The sequence below is a fragment of the Streptococcus sp. sy018 genome (assembly GCF_007859185.1).
Taxonomy (GTDB): Bacteria; Bacillota; Bacilli; order Lactobacillales; family Streptococcaceae; genus Streptococcus.
Genome location: NZ_VOHN01000005.1, coordinates 1 through 18,274 on the forward strand (window position 1 = coordinate 1; position 18,274 = coordinate 18,274).

Genomic DNA, 18,274 nt, shown 5'->3' on the forward strand with positions numbered 1-18,274 from the left:
AATACAGGTACTGAAAGCAATGCATCAGCAACTGCAGCAGGTATTGGTATGATTCTTGCAGCTCTTGGCTTTGCAGGTAAACGTCGTCGTAAAGAAGACTAAGCTTAAGGCTTCTAATCTAAGTTAATTACTTATCTAGTTTAGCTTGGTTAGACAAACACCCCTTTCTATTTTAGGAAGGGGTGTTTTAATTATTGCTACATCTAATTTATACTATAATGGCCAGATTAAGATTGTTTTTTTATTTTTTGATATAATAAAAGACAAATGGAGGTGCCTAGATGATGAATATCTATAAAAACTATTGGAAAAAATCCCTCGTATTTTCAGGAAAGAGTTCATGGAAAGAGTTACTAATATGTCTCGTAATTACGTTGCTTCTTTTGGCAGTGACTTACCTTATTCCAATTTTATTGCCACCATCTTTGGAAAATCTAGGATCAGATTTATGGGATATATTGACAGCTTTTCTTTTATTTCCAATGATTGCCATGACCGTTCGTGTTTTAAATAAGTAATGAGAAAAAAGCAAGTTCATAATAACTTGCTTTTCTATATTGGGAGATAAATCTAATATTGAGGAAGATGACTTATTTGAAAACATAATAATAAAGGCACTTAATTTTTGTTTTAGATTGAATGATTTGAAGATAAATTATATAATATTTTCATGGAAAATATAATGAAAATTGCAGAGCAACTGGCTATTAAAGAAGGTCAGATTAGTCAGGTTTTGAGTTTGGCAAGTGAGGGAAATACCATTCCTTTTATTGCTCGTTATCGAAAAGAAGCCACTGGTAATTTGGATGAAGTTCAGATTAAGGCGATTCTTGATTTGGATAAGACCTTGACCAACTTAGCTGAACGTAAAGCGACGGTTTTAGCCAAGATTGCAGAGCAGGGAAAATTAACTCCTGCCTTGCAACAGGCCATTGAAGAGGCTGAAAAACTGGCAGATGTGGAAGAGCTTTATTTACCTTATAAAGAAAAACGTCGAACTAAGGCAACCATTGCTCGAGAACAAGGTTTGGCAGACTTGACACGTTTGATTTTATTAAATGATCCACAACTCATGACAAAAGCTGAAGACTTTGTTTCCGAGCAAGTTCCTACGGTAGATGCAGCTCTTGAAGGTGCGGTGCATATCTTGATTGAAGCTTTGTCCGAAGACAGCCGTTTACGTTCTTGGACTTATAATGAAATTTTCACTTACAGTTTTCTAAAAACAAGTCTGAAAGATGAAAGTTTGGATGATAAGCAGATTTTTCATATTTATTATGATTTTAGTGAAAAATTAGCAGAGCTCAAGGGCTATCGTGTTTTGGCCATCAATCGTGGTGAGAAATTAGGTGTTTTAACGGTTAAATTTGAGCACCATTTAGAGAAAATTTATCGTTTTTACCAATCTCGTTTTAAGGTTTTAAATCGTTATATTGAAGAAGCTGTAGTTAAGGCTGCCAAAAGTAAGATTATTCCAGCTATGGAAAGACGAATTCGTTCGGAGTTGACAGAGAAAGCTGAAGATGGTGCCATTAGCTTGTTTTCGACCAATTTACGTCAGTTATTATTGGTGTCACCACTCAAGGATAAGATTGTTCTTGGCTTTGATCCAGCCTTTAGAACAGGTGCTAAATTAGCTGTTGTTGATCAAACAGGAAAGCTTTTAGCAACAGAGGTTATCTATCCTGTTCAACCAGCTGCAGCTAGTAAAATTGAACAAGCCAAAGAGCGTCTTTCTCAGTTAATTGAGACTTATCAAGTAGATATTATTGCTATTGGTAATGGGACAGCCAGCCGAGAAAGTGAGGCTTTTGTAGCCCAAGTACTCCAAAATCATCCAACAACGTCTTATGTGATTGTCAATGAAAGTGGAGCATCCGTTTATTCTGCCAGTGAGTTAGCTAGAGCAGAGTTTCCAGACTTGACAGTCGAAAAACGATCAGCCATTTCTATTGCCCGTCGCTTGCAAGATCCATTAGCCGAGTTGGTTAAGATTGATCCTAAATCAATTGGTGTGGGGCAATATCAACATGATGTGGGACAGAAGAAATTATCTGAGCAATTAGACTTTGTCGTTGAAACGGTGGTCAATCAGGTTGGTGTCAATGTTAATACCGCCAGTTCAGCCCTACTTGCTCATGTAGCAGGTTTGAATAAAACCATTTCTGACAATATTGTGAAATACCGTGAAGAACATGGTCGTTTACGTAACCGTCATGATATTAAAAAAGTCCCTCGCTTGGGTGCCAAGGCTTTTGAACAGGCGGCAGGCTTTTTGCGTATCCCTAATGGTGATAATTTTTTGGATAACACAGGTGTTCATCCAGAATCTTATACTACGGTAACAAAACTGCTTGATTATTTGGGAATTGAACAATTGGATGAGTTGGCAAAAACTAAATTAGCTCAATTAGACATTGATGTTACAGCAGAAAAATTGAATGTGGGTGTTTTAACCTTACAAGATATTATTGCTGATCTGTTAAAACCAGGACGCGATTTGCGAGATGATTTTGCCAGTCCTGTCTTACGTCAAGATATTTTGGAATTGAAAGATTTAAAAATTGGGCAAAGACTAGAAGGAACTGTTCGTAATATCGTGGATTTTGGTGCCTTCGTTGATATTGGTTTACACGATGATGGTTTAATCCATATTTCTGATATGAGTCAGTCCTTTATTAAACATCCAAGCCAAGTGGTTTCGGTAGGTGACATCGTGACGGTTTGGATTAAGAGCATTGATGATAAGCGTGAAAAACTCAATTTAAGTTTGGTAGCTTTAGATGAACCTAACTGATTATGTGAAGCGAGTATCTGAGGAGGATTTTGGTTTGCCTTTTAAGCACGAAGCCAAGTGGAATTCTCGTCTAAGAACAACCGGTGGTCGTTTTTTCTTAACAGATGGTCACTTAGATTTTAACCCTAAAATTTATGAAGCCTATGAGTTAAGTATTTTTCGTCAGATTGTTCGCCACGAGCTTTGTCATTACCATCTCTATTTTCAAGGTAAGGGTTACCGTCATCAAGATGATGATTTTAAACAATTGTTACGATCTGTCGATGGTTTACGTTATACGCCAAGACTGACACCAAAATTATTGTTTTCCTATTGTTGTGATGTTTGTGGGCAGACGTATCATCGTAGGCGACGCTTCAACTTAGAGCGTTACCGTTGTGGCTCTTGTCGTGGTCGATTATTTTTAAAAAATCAGTCTTATGACGGATGATTTTATCATCAAAATAGCCTATAATAAACTTATTAAAAGATGAAAATCCATAACAGGAGGATTTAAGATGACATCTGAATTTTATCGCCTAAGGCAAGGTAAGTTGGTTGCAGGGGTAGTTGCAGGTCTAGCTGATAAATTTGGCTGGGATTTAACCTGGGCACGTCTCTTAATTGGTTTATTTATCTACTTTACTGGTTTTGGTTGGCTGATTTATATTCTTTTAGCTTTAACCCTTCCTTATAAGCAAGAAAAAGAAGAAATGTATTGGCAAGGATCGCGTCAGCGTAAAGAGGCTAAACCAGTTGAAGATGATTAAATGCTTATTAACTTAAAATGAAAGTGTAGGTAGCTGTATGTGGCTGACTAGGCTTTCATTTTTTCTTTTGTCTAAAATATGATAAAATAAGGGTAAGATAAAGGAGATGCTATGACAGTTACGGTACAGATGTTAGTTAACAAGCTCAAACTTGAAGTGATTTCAGGAACAGAAGCAGAGCTCAGCAAGTCTATTATCACCTCGGATATTTCAAGACCAGGCCTTGAGATGACGGGTTATTTTGATTATTACTCGCCAGAACGTATTCAGCTCATCGGCATGAAGGAATGGTCTTATATGAATGCTATGACTTCTGGCAATCGCTATGCGGTTTTGCAAAACATGTTTCAAGAGCAAACACCAGCCATGGTTGTTTCTCGTAAATTAGAGATTCCTAAAGAAATGCTACAAGCAGCCAAGGAAGAAGGGGTAGCTCTTTTGCGTAGTCACTTGCCAACAAGTACGATTTCAGGTGAAATGTCTTGGTATTTGAATTCTTGCTTGGCTGAACGAACCAGTGTTCACGGTGTTCTCATGGATATCTATGGCATGGGTGTCTTGATTCAAGGTGATAGCGGGATTGGTAAGAGTGAGACAGGTCTGGAATTGGTTAAGCGTGGTCATCGTCTAGTAGCTGATGACCGAGTTGACATTTACGCCAAGGATGAAGATACGCTTTGGGGTGAACCAGCAGAGATTTTGCGTCACTTGCTAGAGATTAGAGGGGTCGGGATTATTGATGTCATGAGTCTCTATGGTGCTAGTGCTGTTCGAAATTCTTCCCAAGTGCAACTGGCTGTTTATCTTGAAACCTTTGAACCGAATAAGGTTTTTGATCGCTTGGGTAATAAAAAAGAAGAAATTGAACTGTCAGGGGTAAAAATCCCATTTATTCGTATTCCAGTTAAGACAGGTCGTAATATTTCCATTGTTATCGAGGCAGCAGCTATGAATTATAGAGCCAAACAGATGGGGTATGATGCCACAGAAACCTTTGAAAATCGCCTAACTCAATTGATTAGCCAAAATGGAGCGAGTCATGATTAGTCCGATTATTTTTGAGTGGGGTCCGTTTATAGTACGTTGGTATGCTGTTTGTATTGTTGTTGGCTTAGTTTTGGCCGTTCATTTAGCGATGAAAGAAGCTCCCTATAAGCAGATTAAGCCAGATGATGTTTTAGATTTTATTCTGTTTGCTTTTCCTGTATCTATTATAGGGGCTAGACTTTATTATGTTGCTTTTCAGTGGGATTATTACCGCCAACATTTAAGTGAAATTCCTGCCATTTGGAATGGTGGCATTGCCATCTACGGTGGACTTTTGACGGGACTTTTATGTGTCTATGTTTTTACTCGTCAGCGTTTTATCAATTTTTTTGATTTTTTAGATATTGCAGCTCCTGGAGTACTTTTAGCACAGAGTCTTGGTCGTTGGGGAAATTTTTTTAACCAAGAAGCTTATGGTAAGGCCGTTGAGAAGCTAACAGGCCTACCAGACTTTATTCGTCAACAGATGTATATTGATGGAAGTTATCGATTACCAACTTTCTTGTACGAGTCTCTATGGAATCTTTTGGGTTTCATCTTGATTATGATTGGGCGTCGTCAAAAAGGATTTTTGAAAAGGGGAGAACCAACCTTTTTCTATCTGATGTGGTATGGTTTGGGGCGTTTTGTCATTGAAGGCATGCGGACAGATAGTTTGATGTGGCTAGGTTTTCGTGTTTCTCAGCTTTTATCACTAGTGTTGGTCTTACTTGGTTTGACCTTATTGATTTATCGTCGCTTAAGATTGGAAATTGAAGATTATTAAAAGGAGTAACAAATGAATTTAGGTGGAATTGCATTATTGATTATTGCCTTGGCAGTAGTAGCTTTGGTAGTTTATTTGATTATCTTATTGAAAAAAGTGTCCCAAACTGTCGAAGAAGTGACTAAAACTATCAATGTTTTAACGTCTGATTTGGACGTGACGTTGAATTTAACTAATGGTTTAATGGCCAAGGCTAATGTCTTGGTTGAAGATGTCAATGGTAAAGTAGCTACCATTGATCCCTTGTTTGAAGCTGTGGCTGATTTATCTGTCAGCGTGTCAGATTTAAACATGCAGGCACGTCAATTCAGTCAAAAAGCTAATAGTTCAACGTCTAATTTAGTCAAAGCTGGTATGGCGAGTGGGGCAACGCGTATGGCAAGTAAATTATTGCGTAAAAAAGATAAAAAAGCCTAATTGATCTAGAATAAGGAGTTAAGACAATGAGTAAATTTTTCAAATCTGTCTTATTTGGTAGTCTAACTGGGATAACGACAGCTTATCTTTTAACGAGTAAGGAAGGCAAGGTCTTACAAAGTAAAGCCAAGGATTTCATTGTAGCTTATCAAGAAAATCCAGAAGCCTATCATGAATTGGTTAAAGAAAAAATTGATTATTATCGTCAACAGATGATCAAAAAAGTTCAATCTTATCAAGAGGATTTGCAAACAACCTTAGATAAAGACGCTGAATTGACGGAGCAAGCAGAAAAGCTACCAGAAGTAAGTGCCTATATTGATGATATTGTCCTTGACTATGATGATGTGATTAACAAAAAAAAGTAGCGAAAGATTTCGCTACTTTTAATGTTTCATTGAAAAAATAAAATAAGATAGGGTAGAAGTTAGGGCGGTACTAATTAAGATAGCTAGTAGAAAGGCCCAACCAACTCCAATTTCAAGTGAGAGTAGAACAAAGCAAGATAACACAGATAAAATAGAAAAGATTGTAACGCGTGCAAAAAAGACCAGCTCACGAAATTTAGCGCTGTTGCTATTTAATTCTTGAAATTCTCTGTATTTTGGCGAGTAAGAAATTTGTAAGTCTTCTTCAAATTCTTCAATTCTCTGCCGTTTCAAGTTTGCTGGCATTCTAATCTCCTTTGTTAATCTTTTTCATTATACCATAGTATCGAAAATTTGTCATATTAAATCAAAAAAAATTTGCTTATCATGAATTTTTGTTATAATAGGTTACGAATAAATGCTAAAAGGAGGTTTACATGGCAGAGTTCAAATTTGAAATTGTTGAAGAATTATTGGTTTTGTCAACCAATGATAAGGGCTGGAGCAAGGAGCTGAATCGCGTCAGCTTTAATGGTGCTGAGCCAAAGTATGATATTCGTTCTTGGAATGCAGATCATACTAAGATGGGAAAAGGGATTACTCTGACAAATGAGGAATTTAATACATTATTAGAAGCCTTTCGTTCAAAAAAATAGTCTAGGATTTTCTAGACTATTTTTTTCGTTTTCTTAACCAATCAGCTAAGCTAATCATGAGAAAGGTAATGCCTAAATAGATAAACATCATTTTATTTTTTGATTGTGATAGCAAGCCATAAGTGATGAAAATAAGGGCAGATAAATTGGTTATTGTTCGATTAGTTTTCATAGGCAATGATTATTTCATGGTTGGGAATAAGAGAACATCACGAATTGACGTGGTATCAGTGAGTAGCATACATAGACGGTCGATACCGATTCCTAAACCACCTGTTGGTGGCATACCGTATTCAAGGGCTTCGACATAATCATAGTCAATACCAGTTGCCTCATCATCCCCCAATTCTTTGGCTTTAGCTTGTGCTTTAAAGCGTTCTAATTGATCAAGTGGGTCATTAAGTTCTGTGAAGGCATTTCCATATTCTTTAGTCATGATAAAGAGTTCAAAACGATCGGTAAAGCGTTTATCTTGGTCATTCATCTTAGCCAGTGGTGAAATTTCAACGGGATGTCCATAGACAAAGGTTGGTTGAATTAAGGTTTTTTCTACAAATTCTTCAAAGAAGGCATTGATGATGTGGCCGACGGTAAAGTGTTTCTCAACAGCCACCTTGTGTTCTTTGGCAAGAGCAATGGCGTCTTCTAAACTCATTTCTTGCCAGAAATCAACGCCAGTTTGTTCCTTAATGGCATCTACCATATGAACACGTTTGAAGGCTTGATGAATATTGAGTTCAGTATCTTGATACTTGATTGGGCCATCTCCCTTGACCTTTTGAGCAACGTGTTGGATAATTCCCTCAGTCAAGTCCATCACGTCTGTGTAGTCATGATAGGCTGTGTAAAGTTCTAGCATGGTAAATTCTGGATTATGGGTTTGGTCAACCCCTTCGTTACGAAAGACACGACCGATTTCATAAACTTTTTCCATACCACCGACAATCAAGCGCTTGAGATGAAGTTCAAGGGCAATGCGCAGCACCATATCCATGCTCAGTGCATTGTGATGGGTATTGAATGGCCTTGCAGCAGCTCCACCAGCTTCATTGTGAAGAACAGGAGTTTCAACTTCTAGATAACCAAGACCATCAAGGTAACGACGGATTTCTGAAATCACACGACTACGTGTGGTAAAACGATCAAAACTCTCACGATTAGAGATTAAATCCAAATAACGTTTACGATAGATGGTTTCGATGTCAGTCAAGCCGTGGAATTTCTCAGGTAGGGGACGAAGCGCCTTAGACAAATGTGTTAGTTTGGTTGCCTTGATAGAGAGTTCCCCCATGTCAGTACGCATGATTTGTCCTTCAACACCAAGGAAATCACCAAGGTCAGCTTTTTTGAAAATATCATAATTTTCTTCTCCAACCATGTCTTTACGAACATAGATTTGTAATTGCCCCTCACGGTCTTGGATATGGGCAAAGCCAGCTTTTCCCTTGCCTCGCTTGGTCATCAGGCGTCCAGCGATGATTGCCGTTTGATTAAGTTCTAGTAGGTCTTCCTTACTTTTATCAGCATATTGTGCTTTTAAGCTAGCTGAATCAGCAGTACGTTCAAATCGTTTACCAAAAGGGTCGATACCTTGTTGACTTAGTTCATTCATTTTGTCACGACGGACTAATTGTTGGTCGTTTAGTTCTTCAATGTGTTCTGTGGACATGTCTTCCTCCAAAAGTTTCTTTCCTTTCTATTCTATCATAAATTGAGCAAAATTTCACAGTAGGATAGCTAAGTTTATATGTTGTAGAGGCTAGTATTATTTTAACTCTAGTAAAAAATCTCCTCTTTTAGAGGAGATTAGTTGGTTAAGGCCAATTCTTCCTTTACTTGAAAATGTGAGGTGTCATTCCAACTTAGGAGTTGGAAATTGACCATGTCTTGACTTTCAAGGATTGTTAGGCTAGCATTGTCCAATCTACCATGGCGTCGAAGTTGAGCTGTGCTATAACCAAGTAGATGGCCGATACCAGCAGCTAATGAGGCGCCATGACCAACGATTAGAACGGTGTCGTATTTTTCAGGGTCAAGTTGGGTGACAAAATTAGCGATACGCTGAGTGACTTGATAGACACTTTCAGCATCGAAAATGTCGTTGTTGAAACACGAAAGATTGTGGGTGAAGGCATAAATTTGTCGAGGATAAATCGCCTGCATTAGACTAATTTTTTTACCTTCTAGGTTTCCCAATCCCCATTCGCGTAATTGGGGACTAATTTCAATCGATTTTGGTTGATGGTTTTCTTGGTTAATAAGTTGGGCAGTTTCAAGGGCTCGAGTCAAATCACTAGAAAAAATAGCATCAAAATCAATAGCTCTTAGGTGTTGACCAAGAGCGATAATATCTTCTTTACCATCTTCTAGTAGGCTAGGATTGAGGCTAGTGCCTTGAAAGATACCTTGACGGTTCCAAATGGTTTGACCGTGACGAACAAAGTATATCTTCATGTGGGAAATCTCCTATTTCTTGATATTAGTTAATGTCGTGTATTAAGTCTGCAAATGCTGCTTGAACAAAGTCAGCCAAATCTTGACTATCGATTTGGATAGAACGACCAAGTTCACCAGCAGATACAATGATTTGCCCTAAATTTAGAGCCGTTTGATCAATAAAGATTGGGAAAGGGTGTCGTTGACGAATGCCAATGGGATTGTTAGCACCGTGAATGTAACCCGTTGTCTTTTCCAAGTCCTTCTGTGGAATCATCTGAACCTTTTTATTTTGGGATAATTTAGCTAATTTCTTTTCGGATACCTGAGTCGTTAGCGGCACAAGAGCAATCAAGGTTCCTGTCTTGTCACCTGTTAGAGCTAAGGTTTTGAAAATCCGTTCTTTTTGAATTTCTTTTGGTACTTGCTCGGTTAGGGTATTAAGTGCTAGACTTTGGTAGCTGATTTTTTGCTTGTCTAAAATTTGCTCAACGAGGGTTTTCTTTAATTTTTGTTTTTTACTCATTTGTATTTTGCTTCTAATTTACTCATCCAAGCTCCAAGTCCTACTCCTGCTAGAAATAGAAGCAGTGAGAGCAAGATTGTGAACCAGTTGATACCAGCGTAAGAAATAGCTTCTTTGCTATTTGGCACTGGAATGATAATCAAAAGGGTGCTAGAGAGAACAAGACCGATGATGAAATGATACACTTTGGAATGATAGTTGGCTAAGGCATAATCCATGGCTTTGGAAAATAGTAATACAGCTAAACCACCACCGATAGCAATGGGAAGAAAGACGCCTGTCAAATCCAAACGTTTGAAGCCATTAAGCATTGGGCTATATAAACCAAGAATGAGTAGTAAGTTAGACGGGCTAAGGCCAGGTACTAAAATACCAAGGGCAATCAAGCTACCAGCCAATATAAAGCTCAAGAAGTTGGCAGGAAGAGTACCGATGAGATTATTTAGATTATAGAGTAAGAAACCAGATAGGACAAAGGTGACCAGTAGAATTAGCCAATCCGTTTGCTGGCGTGGGCTTTTTGAGCTGGCTTCTTGCCAAAGACTAGGTAGAGTACCAATAATTGCTCCAGTAAAGGCCCAAAGAACAGGAACTTGATAATGACTTAGAAGATACTCTAACGGTGCTGAAAAGAGTGCGATTCCAAGAATCCCCCCAATTCCAACAGGTAGGAAAAAGAGGAGATTGTTGACAAAATCTTTAGAGATATGAGCAAGAAAAGAAATAATTTTTTCATAAAGCCCTAAAATTGAAGCCAACACCCCACCTGAAACACCAGGTAAAATAAAGCCAAGAGCGATAATAATTCCCTTAATGAGTCTTGTCAACCAAGATAGCATAGTAACCTCCAAAATAAAAAATGGCATTTATTTCATTATACCATTTTTTAGCTTATTTGGTTGAGTTAAACAGAGAATAGTTTAGGGTTTTTCTTGGATAAAAGTAATAGCACGACACTGACTAGGATAGCAGACGGCAACATGTAGCTGGCATTGTAACTTAGAGAATAGAGCCAAACAGGTGTGCCTTTTGGCGCATAAGCACTATAAAACACAATACCGGCTAGGGTATGGGCAAATAATCTCGCTAGGCTAGCCAAACTCACTCCAAGTAGGAGCCTACCAGTGCTTAGTTTACCTGTATGTTTAAGGTTGACAATACCAGCTAGTCCAATCATGGCATAAGCGATTGGATAGTCGAGCAAAAATTGCAAAGGACTGAGAAAATAGCCTCCTAAAAAGAGTTGTAGCCCTCCAGCCAAGCCTCCTAAGAATAAGCCTGCAGCTAGGCCATGGCGTAGGGCAAAAATGATAAGAGGAAGCATTCCAAGTGAGATATTACCTCCTTGTGGTAGTTGAAATAAGATGAGCTTATCTAAAATTAGAGCAAGGGCAAGTAGTAAGGCACGTTCGGTCACTTTGGTAGATGCTAATGATGACATAAAAAACTCCTTTCTGTGACAGTCAGGAGTTTTAACTTTTAGTCACAATCCCTACGCTAGTGTTAACTAGATCAGGTGTTGAGGATTTCGTCTATGCTAGACGATCTCAGCAAAATGCACTCCTATGTGTCAATCATGATTTAATTTATTAGTTAAAAGTCTATCATGAAAGCCCTTTTTTAGCAAGGGTTTGCCAAAAATAAAAACAACTAAGCAAGAAAATACTAGCTTAGTTGTTGAGTTTGCCAAAGAGTTTTTCATAAATCGCTCTTTGGTTTTTGCTACTAGGAATCTGATTGAGATCAAGTGCCTTATCAAATCCATTAAGATAACCTTGAGAGGTGTATTGATGTAGATCGTAGCCAAGGTTGGTTTCAGGTAGTGCTTCAAAATAACCGGAGTCTGTTCCATAGGCTGGGAACCAGACAGCATCAAACTTATCAATTGAGATAGATTGTTCTTGCATGAAGTAAGTCCCAATATAGATGCCAACATTTTTAGCACCAAGGCGTTTTAGCTCTTTACGAAAAGCTTCAACACCAGCGTCCATATCTTTCATGGTCACTTCTTCCACATCAATCCAGTAGAAAGTAGGGTTATAAGGCGAGGCATTTTTATAGAAGATTTGAGCTTCTTCCTTCATTTCCTTAACGCTTCGTCCTAAGGCGTAACTATAGACGGCAACAGGAACATTACGCTTTTGGAATTCTTGGATATGTTTCTTAAAGGATTTGTCAACCCCAGTAGTGTAGGCGGCATTATTACTGGTAGTAATTTGTGACCCACCAAAAACACGGACAATGGCCCCTGAAATATTTTTCGAAAGCACATCATAATTTATTTCTTCAGGTAGTTGCCAACCAGAAACGTCAATAATTGGATTTAGAACAAGATCATCCTCAGACGAATCAGTTTCTTCTTCATCGCTTGAACGACTAGTCGCTGTTGGAATGGTTTGTTTGGCTAATTTTAAGGTTTCTTTCTGTACTAGAGTAGAATGGATTTTGCCAATTAACAGGATTAGGGTGATCAAGCCGAAGAAAAGAAAGACAACAATTGGTTTAATTTTTCTTCTCATCATTATTTATTATAGCTTAATTCATTAAAAAAATCAAAGCACTTATCTCGAAAGCCTGATTTAAACTTACTCCAGGCATTTCATTTAAGATGAATCAGAGCTTACAAAGTTAACTTGATTTGATAAAATAGAAAAAGAGGTATTGACATGTCTTTGAAACAATTAAGTCGAGTGGCTGTTTTATCAGCTCTTTGTGTAGTCTTACGTTACTTGTTTGCCCCATTACCAAATGTTCAACCATTAACGGCAATTTTTCTAGTTTTGGCTAGTGTGAATGGTCTAGCAGAAAGCTTGGGTGTCATGGTCATTTCGCTTTTGGTCAGTAGTTTTTTTTTCCTATTTGGTCCATGGGTCTTTTGGCAAATAGTCTCATTTACTCTGGTCATTTTGTTTTGGCAGTTTTTGATTTTTCCATGGGCCAAGCAGGCGATGGTACTACAAGCTCTTGGGGCAGCGAGTTTGGCTTTTTTTTATGGGATGATGATTGATGGCTTGATGGCACTTTTTTATGGAAGTAACCCTTGGTTGCATATGATAGCAGGGACAAGTTTTAATCTAGTCCATGCTTTATCAACTCTAGTGTGTTATCCGCTTGTTATTCAGATGTTTAGGAGATTTGAAGATGAAAAAATTATTTAGTTTTGTATTGGTGTTATTTAGCTTTTTATTGGTGGCATGCAGGCAGCTAACAGAGCAATCAGTTGAAGAGCCCAATCCACAGTCCAGTCTTGTTTCAGAACAAGTGAGGGTTCAGTTAATTGTGAAATTTGACCAATCAAGTCAGGAAAAAACTCTGACACTTGAAAAAGAAGAAACGATCATGATGATCTTGAAAGCTAATTATGATGTCAAGGAAGTTAATGGTTTTATTACTGCTATTGATGGGGTTGAACAAGATGAGGCGGCCAAAAGATACTGGTTATTCAAGGTTAATGGTCAAATGGCCCCTAAGGGTGCTGATCAGATGGTAGTAAAAGATGGCGATGTGATTGAGTTTTATCAAGAAAGCTTTTAGTGTGCCTTGTGCTAGTATTGTTAAGATGGTATTTTAATTGAAAAAATGGTAAGATAGTCAGTAGGTTTAGCCAATAAAGGAGGCAACTGTGAACATTCCCAAATTAGAAAATTTGAATAGTAAAGAAACCGTTAATGAAGAAGTGGAGCTGTTAACTCGCTTGCTACAAGAAGTTACTAAGGACTTGGTCAGTGAGCGAATTTTTCAGTTAATCCAACGTTTAACAGATTTATCAATAACAGAGAACTATGATCAGCTTGAAAAACTGATTCAGCAAATTGATAACCAAGAGATGATCATGGTGGCTCGCTATTTTTCAATCTTGCCACTTTTAATCAATATTTCTGAAGATGTGGAGTTGGCCTATGAGGTCAATTACTGTAATAATGTGGGGCAAGATTATCAAGGGAAATTATCCTTGATTATGGACGAAGTTGCTCATCATCAAGACGGTCAGGCCATCTTAGAAGCTGTCAACGTCGTACCTGTCTTAACGGCCCATCCAACACAAGTTCAACGTCGTACCATGTTGGGCTTGACCAATCAAATTTATCTTCTTTTACGTCAGCGACGTGATTTGAGAGAAGGAAGCCTTAATCAAGAAAAATGGCAGCAAGATTTACGCCGTCAGATTGAGTTGATGATGCAGTCTGATATTATCCGTGAGAAGAAACTTAAGGTTAAAAATGAGATTAGTAATGTCACAGAGTATTACAATCGTTCCTTGATTCCTGCTATTACCAAGTTGGTCAAAACCTATCAAGATTTAGCAAAGGATAAGGGCTTATTACTTGAAAAAGCTAATCCGATTAGCATGGGCATGTGGATTGGTGGTGACCGTGATGGAAATCCTTTTGTAACTGCAGACACCTTAAAATTATCTGCTTTGACACAGGCAGAAGTCATTTTGACCTATTATATGACCATGGTGGATAAGCTTTATGACGCCTTTTCCATCTCAACTAATCTGATTCCAGCCAGTTCAGCAGTAGTAGAGTTAGCTAAAAAATCTCAACACACGTCTGAATTTCGTGAAAAAGAACTCTATCGCCAAGCCTTATCTTATATCAAAAACAGTCTGCGTCATACGTTGGGATATATTAGTCAAGATCAAAAGGTTACTCCTTACTATGCCAAGGCTAGCGATTTTAAGAAAGATTTGCTGCTGATTCAATCCTCTTTATTAGAGCATAAGGGACAACATCTTTTGACGGGTGAGTTTTCAGAATTATTGCAAGCAGTAGATGTCTTTGGTTTTTATTTAGCCAGTATCGACTTAAGACAGGATTCGAGTGTTCATGAGTCTTGTGTAGCTGAACTTTTACAAACAGCAGGCATTGAAGAAAATTATAAAGCCTTATCAGAAACCGACAAATGTCAATTGTTATTAACTACCTTAACCCAAGATCCACGAAGCTTATCTTCAAGTCTTTTACCTAAGTCTGAGCAGTTGAAAACGGAATTGGCTATTTTTGACATGGCAAGACAGCTTAAAGATAGGATGGGAGAAGAGATTGTTCGTCAACACATCATTTCTCATTCAGAAAGTGTGTCAGATTTGTTAGAATTGGCTATTCTCTTAAAGGAAGTTGGCTTGGTTGATAAGCAAACTGCCAGAGTTAGAATTGTACCTCTTTTTGAAACCATTGATGATTTGAATAATGCTTATGACATTATGGAGGCTTACTTCAATTTACCGATTGTTAAAACTTGGCTAAAGGACAATCAGCATGACCAAGAAATCATGCTGGGCTATTCGGATAGTAATAAAGATGGAGGCTATCTAGCGTCTGGTTGGACTTTATATAAGGCTCAGCAGGATTTAACCAATCTTGGTGAACAGCATGGTATCAAGGTCACCTTCTTCCATGGTCGTGGAGGGACAGTTGGTCGTGGGGGAGGTCCGTCTTATGATGCGATTACCTCACAGCCGGCAGGTACGATTAAAAATCGTCTTCGTTTGACAGAACAAGGAGAGGTCATTGGTAATAAATATGGTAATCAAGATGCAGCTTATTATCACTTGGAAATGTTGTTGTCAGCGACCCTAAACCGTATGATTAAGGAAAGGCAAACCAAGCCAGAAGATTTGGTTGGCTACCGGCAAATCATGGATGAGATTGTTGCAGATAGTTATCAGACTTATCGCCATCTCATCTTTGACCACCCACATTTTTACGATTATTTTTTTGCGGCTAGCCCAATTCGTGAGGTGTCAAGTTTGAACATTGGTTCTCGTCCAGCAGCTCGTAAAACCATTACTGATATTTCTGGTTTAAGAGCGATTCCTTGGGTGTTTTCTTGGTCACAAAATCGTGTCATGCTGCCAGGTTGGTACGGTGTTGGCTCAAGTTTTAAAAAATTTATTGATCAAGACACAGAAAATCTTGGCAAACTACAAAAGATGTATCAAAACTGGCCGTTTTTCAAGAGCTTATTGTCTAATGTTGATATGGTGCTTTCCAAATCTAACATGACCATTGCTTATCAGTACGCACAGCTTTGTCAGGATGAGTCAGTGAAGGAGGTTTATCAACTCCTGCTTAAAGAGTGGGAATTGACGAAGATGATGATTTTGGCAATTGAACAAGAAGAAGACCTCTTGGCTGAAAATCCATATTTAAGAGCAAGCTTGGCTTTTCGCTTGCCTTACTTTAATGTTTTAAATTATATTCAATTGGAACTGATTAAACGTTCGCGTCAAGGGGATCTAGCAAAAGGAGAAGATCATTTAATTCATATTACCATAAACGGAATTGCGACAGGTTTACGTAATTCAGGTTAGGTTAATAGACATTAAGAAGATTAAGGCTTGCCTAATCTTCTTTGTTTTTTCTAGGTAAAGATGATATAATCGAAACTGCAGTTTAGTCGTAAACGGAGAGAACTATGAAAATTGACAAAAAACACCTCTTGAATTATTCCATTTTAATCCCCTATTTGATTTTGTCTATTATAGGATTGATTGTGGTGTATTCAACAACCAGTGCAACCTTGATTCAATATGGTCTGAATCCTTTTAAGTCAGTCATTAACCAAGGCGTGTTTTGGATCATCAGCCTGCTTGCCATTACCTTTATTTATAAGTTGAAGTTGAATTTTTTGAAAAATTCTCGTGTTTTAAGCCTTGTTATGCTGATTGAGATGGGTTTGTTGCTGATTGCGCGTTTTTTTACCAAGCAGGTCAATGGCGCTCATGGTTGGATTGTACTTGGTCCAATTAGTTTTCAGCCAGCAGAATACTTAAAAATTATCATGATTTGGTTTTTGGCTTTTACTTTTGCCAAACGTCAAAAACTAATCGAACGTTACGATTATCAAGCCCTAACCAAGCGACGCTGGTGGCCACGCCAATTGTCTGATTTAAAGGATTGGCGATTTTACTCGTTAGTTATGATTTTACTAGTAGCTTCCCAACCCGATTTGGGTAATGCAACCATCATCGTTTTGACCAGTATTGTCATGTTTTCGATTAGTGGTATTGGTTACCGATGGTTTTCTGCCTTGCTGAGTGTGATTGTCGCAACATCCACCCTTTTTCTAGGTTTGATTTCGCTGGTGGGGGTAGAAACGATTTCTAAAGTCCCAGTTTTTGGTTATGTTGCTAAACGGTTTAGTGCCTTTTTCAATCCCTTCAAAGATTTGACCAATTCAGGACATCAACTAGCTAATTCTTATTATGCCATGAGTAATGGTGGCTGGTTTGGTCTAGGGTTAGGAAATTCTATTGAGAAAAAAGGTTACCTGCCAGAAGCCCAGACAGACTTTGTGTTTTCTATTGTTATTGAAGAGTTGGGCTTGATTGGTGCCGGTTTAATTCTAGCTATTGTATTCTTTTTGATTTTGAGAATTTTATTGGTGGGGATGAAGTCTAACAATGCTTTCAATGCTATGATTTCCTTGGGAGTTGGCAGTATGCTCTTGATGCAGGTCTTTATCAATATTGGTGGGATTTCTGGTTTAATTCCTTCAACAGGGGTGACGTTTCCGTTCTTATCACAAGGGGGAAATAGTGTCCTAGTGCTTTCAGTAGCGATTGGGTTTGTTCTTAATATTGATGCCAGTGAGAAAAGAGAGAGAATTTTCCAAGAAGCAGAAGAGAACTATCATAGTAGAATGTCTGATGAGTACATGAAAGAGCAAGCTAAAATTATTAAATTAAGAGAAGAAGATAAAGAGGTCTAGGTTTTATAAAAGCCTAGACTTTTTATTTTTCATAAATAGATGTCAATCAAGGAAAAAAATGATATAATTTATAAAGATAAAAAGAAAGGATAGCGAATAATGGAAGCGCTTAAAAAGATGGCTGGTATTAAAGCAGCAGATTATGTCCATGATGGCATGATTGTTGGTCTGGGTACTGGTTCAACGGCCTATTATTTTGTGGAAGAGCTTGGTCGTCGCGTCAAAGAAGAAGGCTTACAAATTACAGGTGTGACAACGTCTAGTCGGACGAGTGAACAGGCTAAACAACTCGGTATTCCACTAAAATCGATTGATGAAGTGGATCAAGTTGATGTGACTGTTGATGGGGCTGACGAAGTTGATCGTGCTTTTAATGGCATCAAAGGTGGTGGAGCCGCTCTTTTGATGGAAAAGGTGGTTGCTACACCAACTAAGTACTATATTTGGGTAGTTGATGAAACCAAATTAGTTGATCATCTAGGAGCTTTCAAGCTGCCTGTTGAAGTTGTTCGATATGGAGCGGAGCAGGTTTTTCGTCGTTTTGAGCGAGCTGGTTATAAACCGTCATTTCGTCAAAATGGAGATCAACGTCATCTGACCGATATGGGCAACTACATCATCGATCTTGATTTAGGTTTGATTTCAGATCCAGTTGCTTTTGGAGAAGAATTAGACCATACAGTAGGTGTGGTTGAGCATGGTCTGTTCAATGGCATGGTTGATTTGGTTATTGTGGCCGGTCAATCAGGCTTAACGATTTTAGAAGCTAATAAGAAATAAATTATAGGAGAAT

Annotated in this window: 22 protein-coding genes and 1 riboswitch; of the genes, 15 read left to right on the forward strand and 7 right to left on the reverse strand. The window is 38.2% G+C overall.

The window, feature by feature from the left end:
- The 9 genes from FRX52_RS05550 to FRX52_RS04680 form a co-directional block, all read left to right on the forward strand.
- The coding region (locus FRX52_RS05550) for an LPXTG cell wall anchor domain-containing protein (protein WP_146538674.1) at positions 1 to 102 on the forward strand (102 nt) is incomplete at its 5' end.
- A 179-nt stretch (positions 103 to 281) separates the two neighbouring features.
- Positions 282 to 518: a hypothetical protein gene (locus tag FRX52_RS04645; protein ID WP_146538675.1), complete on the forward strand. Its 237-nt coding sequence runs from the start codon at positions 282 to 284 to the stop codon at positions 516 to 518.
- A 152-nt stretch (positions 519 to 670) separates the two neighbouring features.
- On the forward strand, positions 671 to 2,797 hold the full coding sequence (locus FRX52_RS04650) for a Tex family protein (RefSeq protein WP_186603349.1): 2,127 nt from the start codon (positions 671 to 673) through the stop codon (positions 2,795 to 2,797).
- Entirely contained in the window at positions 2,784 to 3,227 is a 444-nt protein-coding gene (locus tag FRX52_RS04655) for a SprT family protein (protein WP_146538677.1), read from the forward strand. Before FRX52_RS04650 ends, FRX52_RS04655 begins: the two co-directional genes overlap by 14 nt.
- Positions 3,228 to 3,294: 67 nt before the next feature.
- Positions 3,295 to 3,546 (forward strand): PspC domain-containing protein, encoded by a 252-nt coding sequence (locus FRX52_RS04660; RefSeq protein WP_146495981.1) that lies wholly within the window; start codon positions 3,295 to 3,297, stop codon positions 3,544 to 3,546.
- 111 nt (positions 3,547 to 3,657) lie between these two features.
- Positions 3,658 to 4,593 carry an HPr(Ser) kinase/phosphatase gene (gene hprK, locus FRX52_RS04665; RefSeq protein WP_146538678.1) on the forward strand — a complete coding sequence of 312 codons (936 nt, stop codon included), beginning with the start codon at positions 3,658 to 3,660 and terminating at the stop codon, positions 4,591 to 4,593.
- Complete coding sequence (lgt, locus tag FRX52_RS04670) at positions 4,586 to 5,359, forward strand: prolipoprotein diacylglyceryl transferase (protein ID WP_146538679.1); 774 nt, start codon at positions 4,586 to 4,588, stop codon at positions 5,357 to 5,359. Before hprK ends, lgt begins: the two co-directional genes overlap by 8 nt.
- Positions 5,360 to 5,371: 12 nt before the next feature.
- Positions 5,372 to 5,776 carry a DUF948 domain-containing protein gene (locus FRX52_RS04675; RefSeq protein WP_146538680.1) on the forward strand — a complete coding sequence of 135 codons (405 nt, stop codon included), beginning with the start codon at positions 5,372 to 5,374 and terminating at the stop codon, positions 5,774 to 5,776.
- A gap of 26 nt (positions 5,777 to 5,802) precedes the next feature.
- Complete coding sequence (locus FRX52_RS04680) at positions 5,803 to 6,144, forward strand: YtxH domain-containing protein (protein WP_146538681.1); 342 nt, start codon at positions 5,803 to 5,805, stop codon at positions 6,142 to 6,144.
- 18 nt (positions 6,145 to 6,162) lie between these two features.
- Here the strand turns inward: FRX52_RS04680 and FRX52_RS04685 are convergent, their stop codons facing one another.
- Complete coding sequence (locus FRX52_RS04685; RefSeq protein WP_146495991.1) at positions 6,163 to 6,450, reverse strand: DUF3270 family protein; 288 nt, start codon at positions 6,448 to 6,450, stop codon at positions 6,163 to 6,165.
- Positions 6,451 to 6,581: 131 nt separating this feature from the next.
- On the opposite strand from FRX52_RS04685, the gene FRX52_RS04690 reads away from it, so the two are divergent.
- Positions 6,582 to 6,800 (forward strand): YdbC family protein, encoded by a 219-nt coding sequence (locus FRX52_RS04690; RefSeq protein WP_146461632.1) that lies wholly within the window; start codon positions 6,582 to 6,584, stop codon positions 6,798 to 6,800.
- A 181-nt stretch (positions 6,801 to 6,981) separates the two neighbouring features.
- Here FRX52_RS04690 and lysS read toward each other — a convergent pair whose 3' ends face one another.
- The 6 genes from lysS to FRX52_RS04720 all read right to left on the reverse strand — a co-directional run bounded on the left by lysS (position 6,982) and on the right by FRX52_RS04720 (position 12,281).
- The gene (lysS, locus tag FRX52_RS04695) at positions 6,982 to 8,469 is read right to left on the reverse strand and encodes a lysine--tRNA ligase (RefSeq protein ID WP_146538682.1); all 1,488 of its coding nucleotides are present in this window, start codon (positions 8,467 to 8,469) and stop codon (positions 6,982 to 6,984) included.
- Between the two features lie 137 nt (positions 8,470 to 8,606).
- The gene (locus FRX52_RS04700) at positions 8,607 to 9,254 is read right to left on the reverse strand and encodes a histidine phosphatase family protein (RefSeq protein ID WP_146538683.1); all 648 of its coding nucleotides are present in this window, start codon (positions 9,252 to 9,254) and stop codon (positions 8,607 to 8,609) included.
- A 25-nt stretch (positions 9,255 to 9,279) separates the two neighbouring features.
- On the reverse strand, positions 9,280 to 9,762 hold the full coding sequence (locus FRX52_RS04705) for an aminoacyl-tRNA deacylase (RefSeq protein ID WP_146538684.1): 483 nt from the start codon (positions 9,760 to 9,762) through the stop codon (positions 9,280 to 9,282).
- The gene (locus tag FRX52_RS04710; protein ID WP_146538685.1) at positions 9,759 to 10,601 is read right to left on the reverse strand and encodes a DUF368 domain-containing protein; all 843 of its coding nucleotides are present in this window, start codon (positions 10,599 to 10,601) and stop codon (positions 9,759 to 9,761) included. Before FRX52_RS04710 ends, FRX52_RS04705 begins: the two co-directional genes overlap by 4 nt.
- 65 nt (positions 10,602 to 10,666) lie before the next feature.
- Entirely contained in the window at positions 10,667 to 11,203 is a 537-nt protein-coding gene (gene thiT / locus FRX52_RS04715) for an energy-coupled thiamine transporter ThiT (protein ID WP_146538686.1), read from the reverse strand.
- Between the two features lie 31 nt (positions 11,204 to 11,234).
- Positions 11,235 to 11,337: riboswitch (TPP riboswitch) on the reverse strand.
- Between the two features lie 95 nt (positions 11,338 to 11,432).
- Positions 11,433 to 12,281, reverse strand: coding sequence for a glycoside hydrolase family 25 protein (locus tag FRX52_RS04720; RefSeq protein WP_146538687.1), 849 nt, complete (start codon positions 12,279 to 12,281; stop codon positions 11,433 to 11,435).
- Between the two features lie 147 nt (positions 12,282 to 12,428).
- Here FRX52_RS04720 and FRX52_RS04725 point away from each other — a divergent pair, with 147 nt between their 5' ends.
- The 5 genes from FRX52_RS04725 to rpiA all read left to right on the forward strand — a co-directional run bounded on the left by FRX52_RS04725 (position 12,429) and on the right by rpiA (position 18,261).
- A complete protein-coding gene (locus tag FRX52_RS04725) occupies positions 12,429 to 12,920 on the forward strand; it encodes an ECF transporter S component (RefSeq protein WP_146538688.1) in 492 nt (163 codons plus the stop codon).
- Positions 12,904 to 13,296, forward strand: a complete 393-nt coding sequence (locus FRX52_RS04730; protein ID WP_146538689.1) for a DUF4430 domain-containing protein — start codon at positions 12,904 to 12,906, stop codon at positions 13,294 to 13,296. The genes FRX52_RS04725 and FRX52_RS04730 overlap by 17 nt, the downstream gene beginning before the upstream one ends.
- 88 nt (positions 13,297 to 13,384) lie before the next feature.
- A complete protein-coding gene (gene ppc, locus FRX52_RS04735; protein WP_146538690.1) occupies positions 13,385 to 16,081 on the forward strand; it encodes a phosphoenolpyruvate carboxylase in 2,697 nt (898 codons plus the stop codon).
- A gap of 104 nt (positions 16,082 to 16,185) precedes the next feature.
- The gene (gene ftsW, locus FRX52_RS04740) at positions 16,186 to 17,481 is read left to right on the forward strand and encodes a cell division peptidoglycan polymerase FtsW (protein WP_146538691.1); all 1,296 of its coding nucleotides are present in this window, start codon (positions 16,186 to 16,188) and stop codon (positions 17,479 to 17,481) included.
- A gap of 99 nt (positions 17,482 to 17,580) precedes the next feature.
- Entirely contained in the window at positions 17,581 to 18,261 is a 681-nt protein-coding gene (rpiA, locus tag FRX52_RS04745) for a ribose-5-phosphate isomerase RpiA (protein WP_146496015.1), read from the forward strand.
- Positions 18,262 to 18,274: the final 13 nt, after the last annotated feature.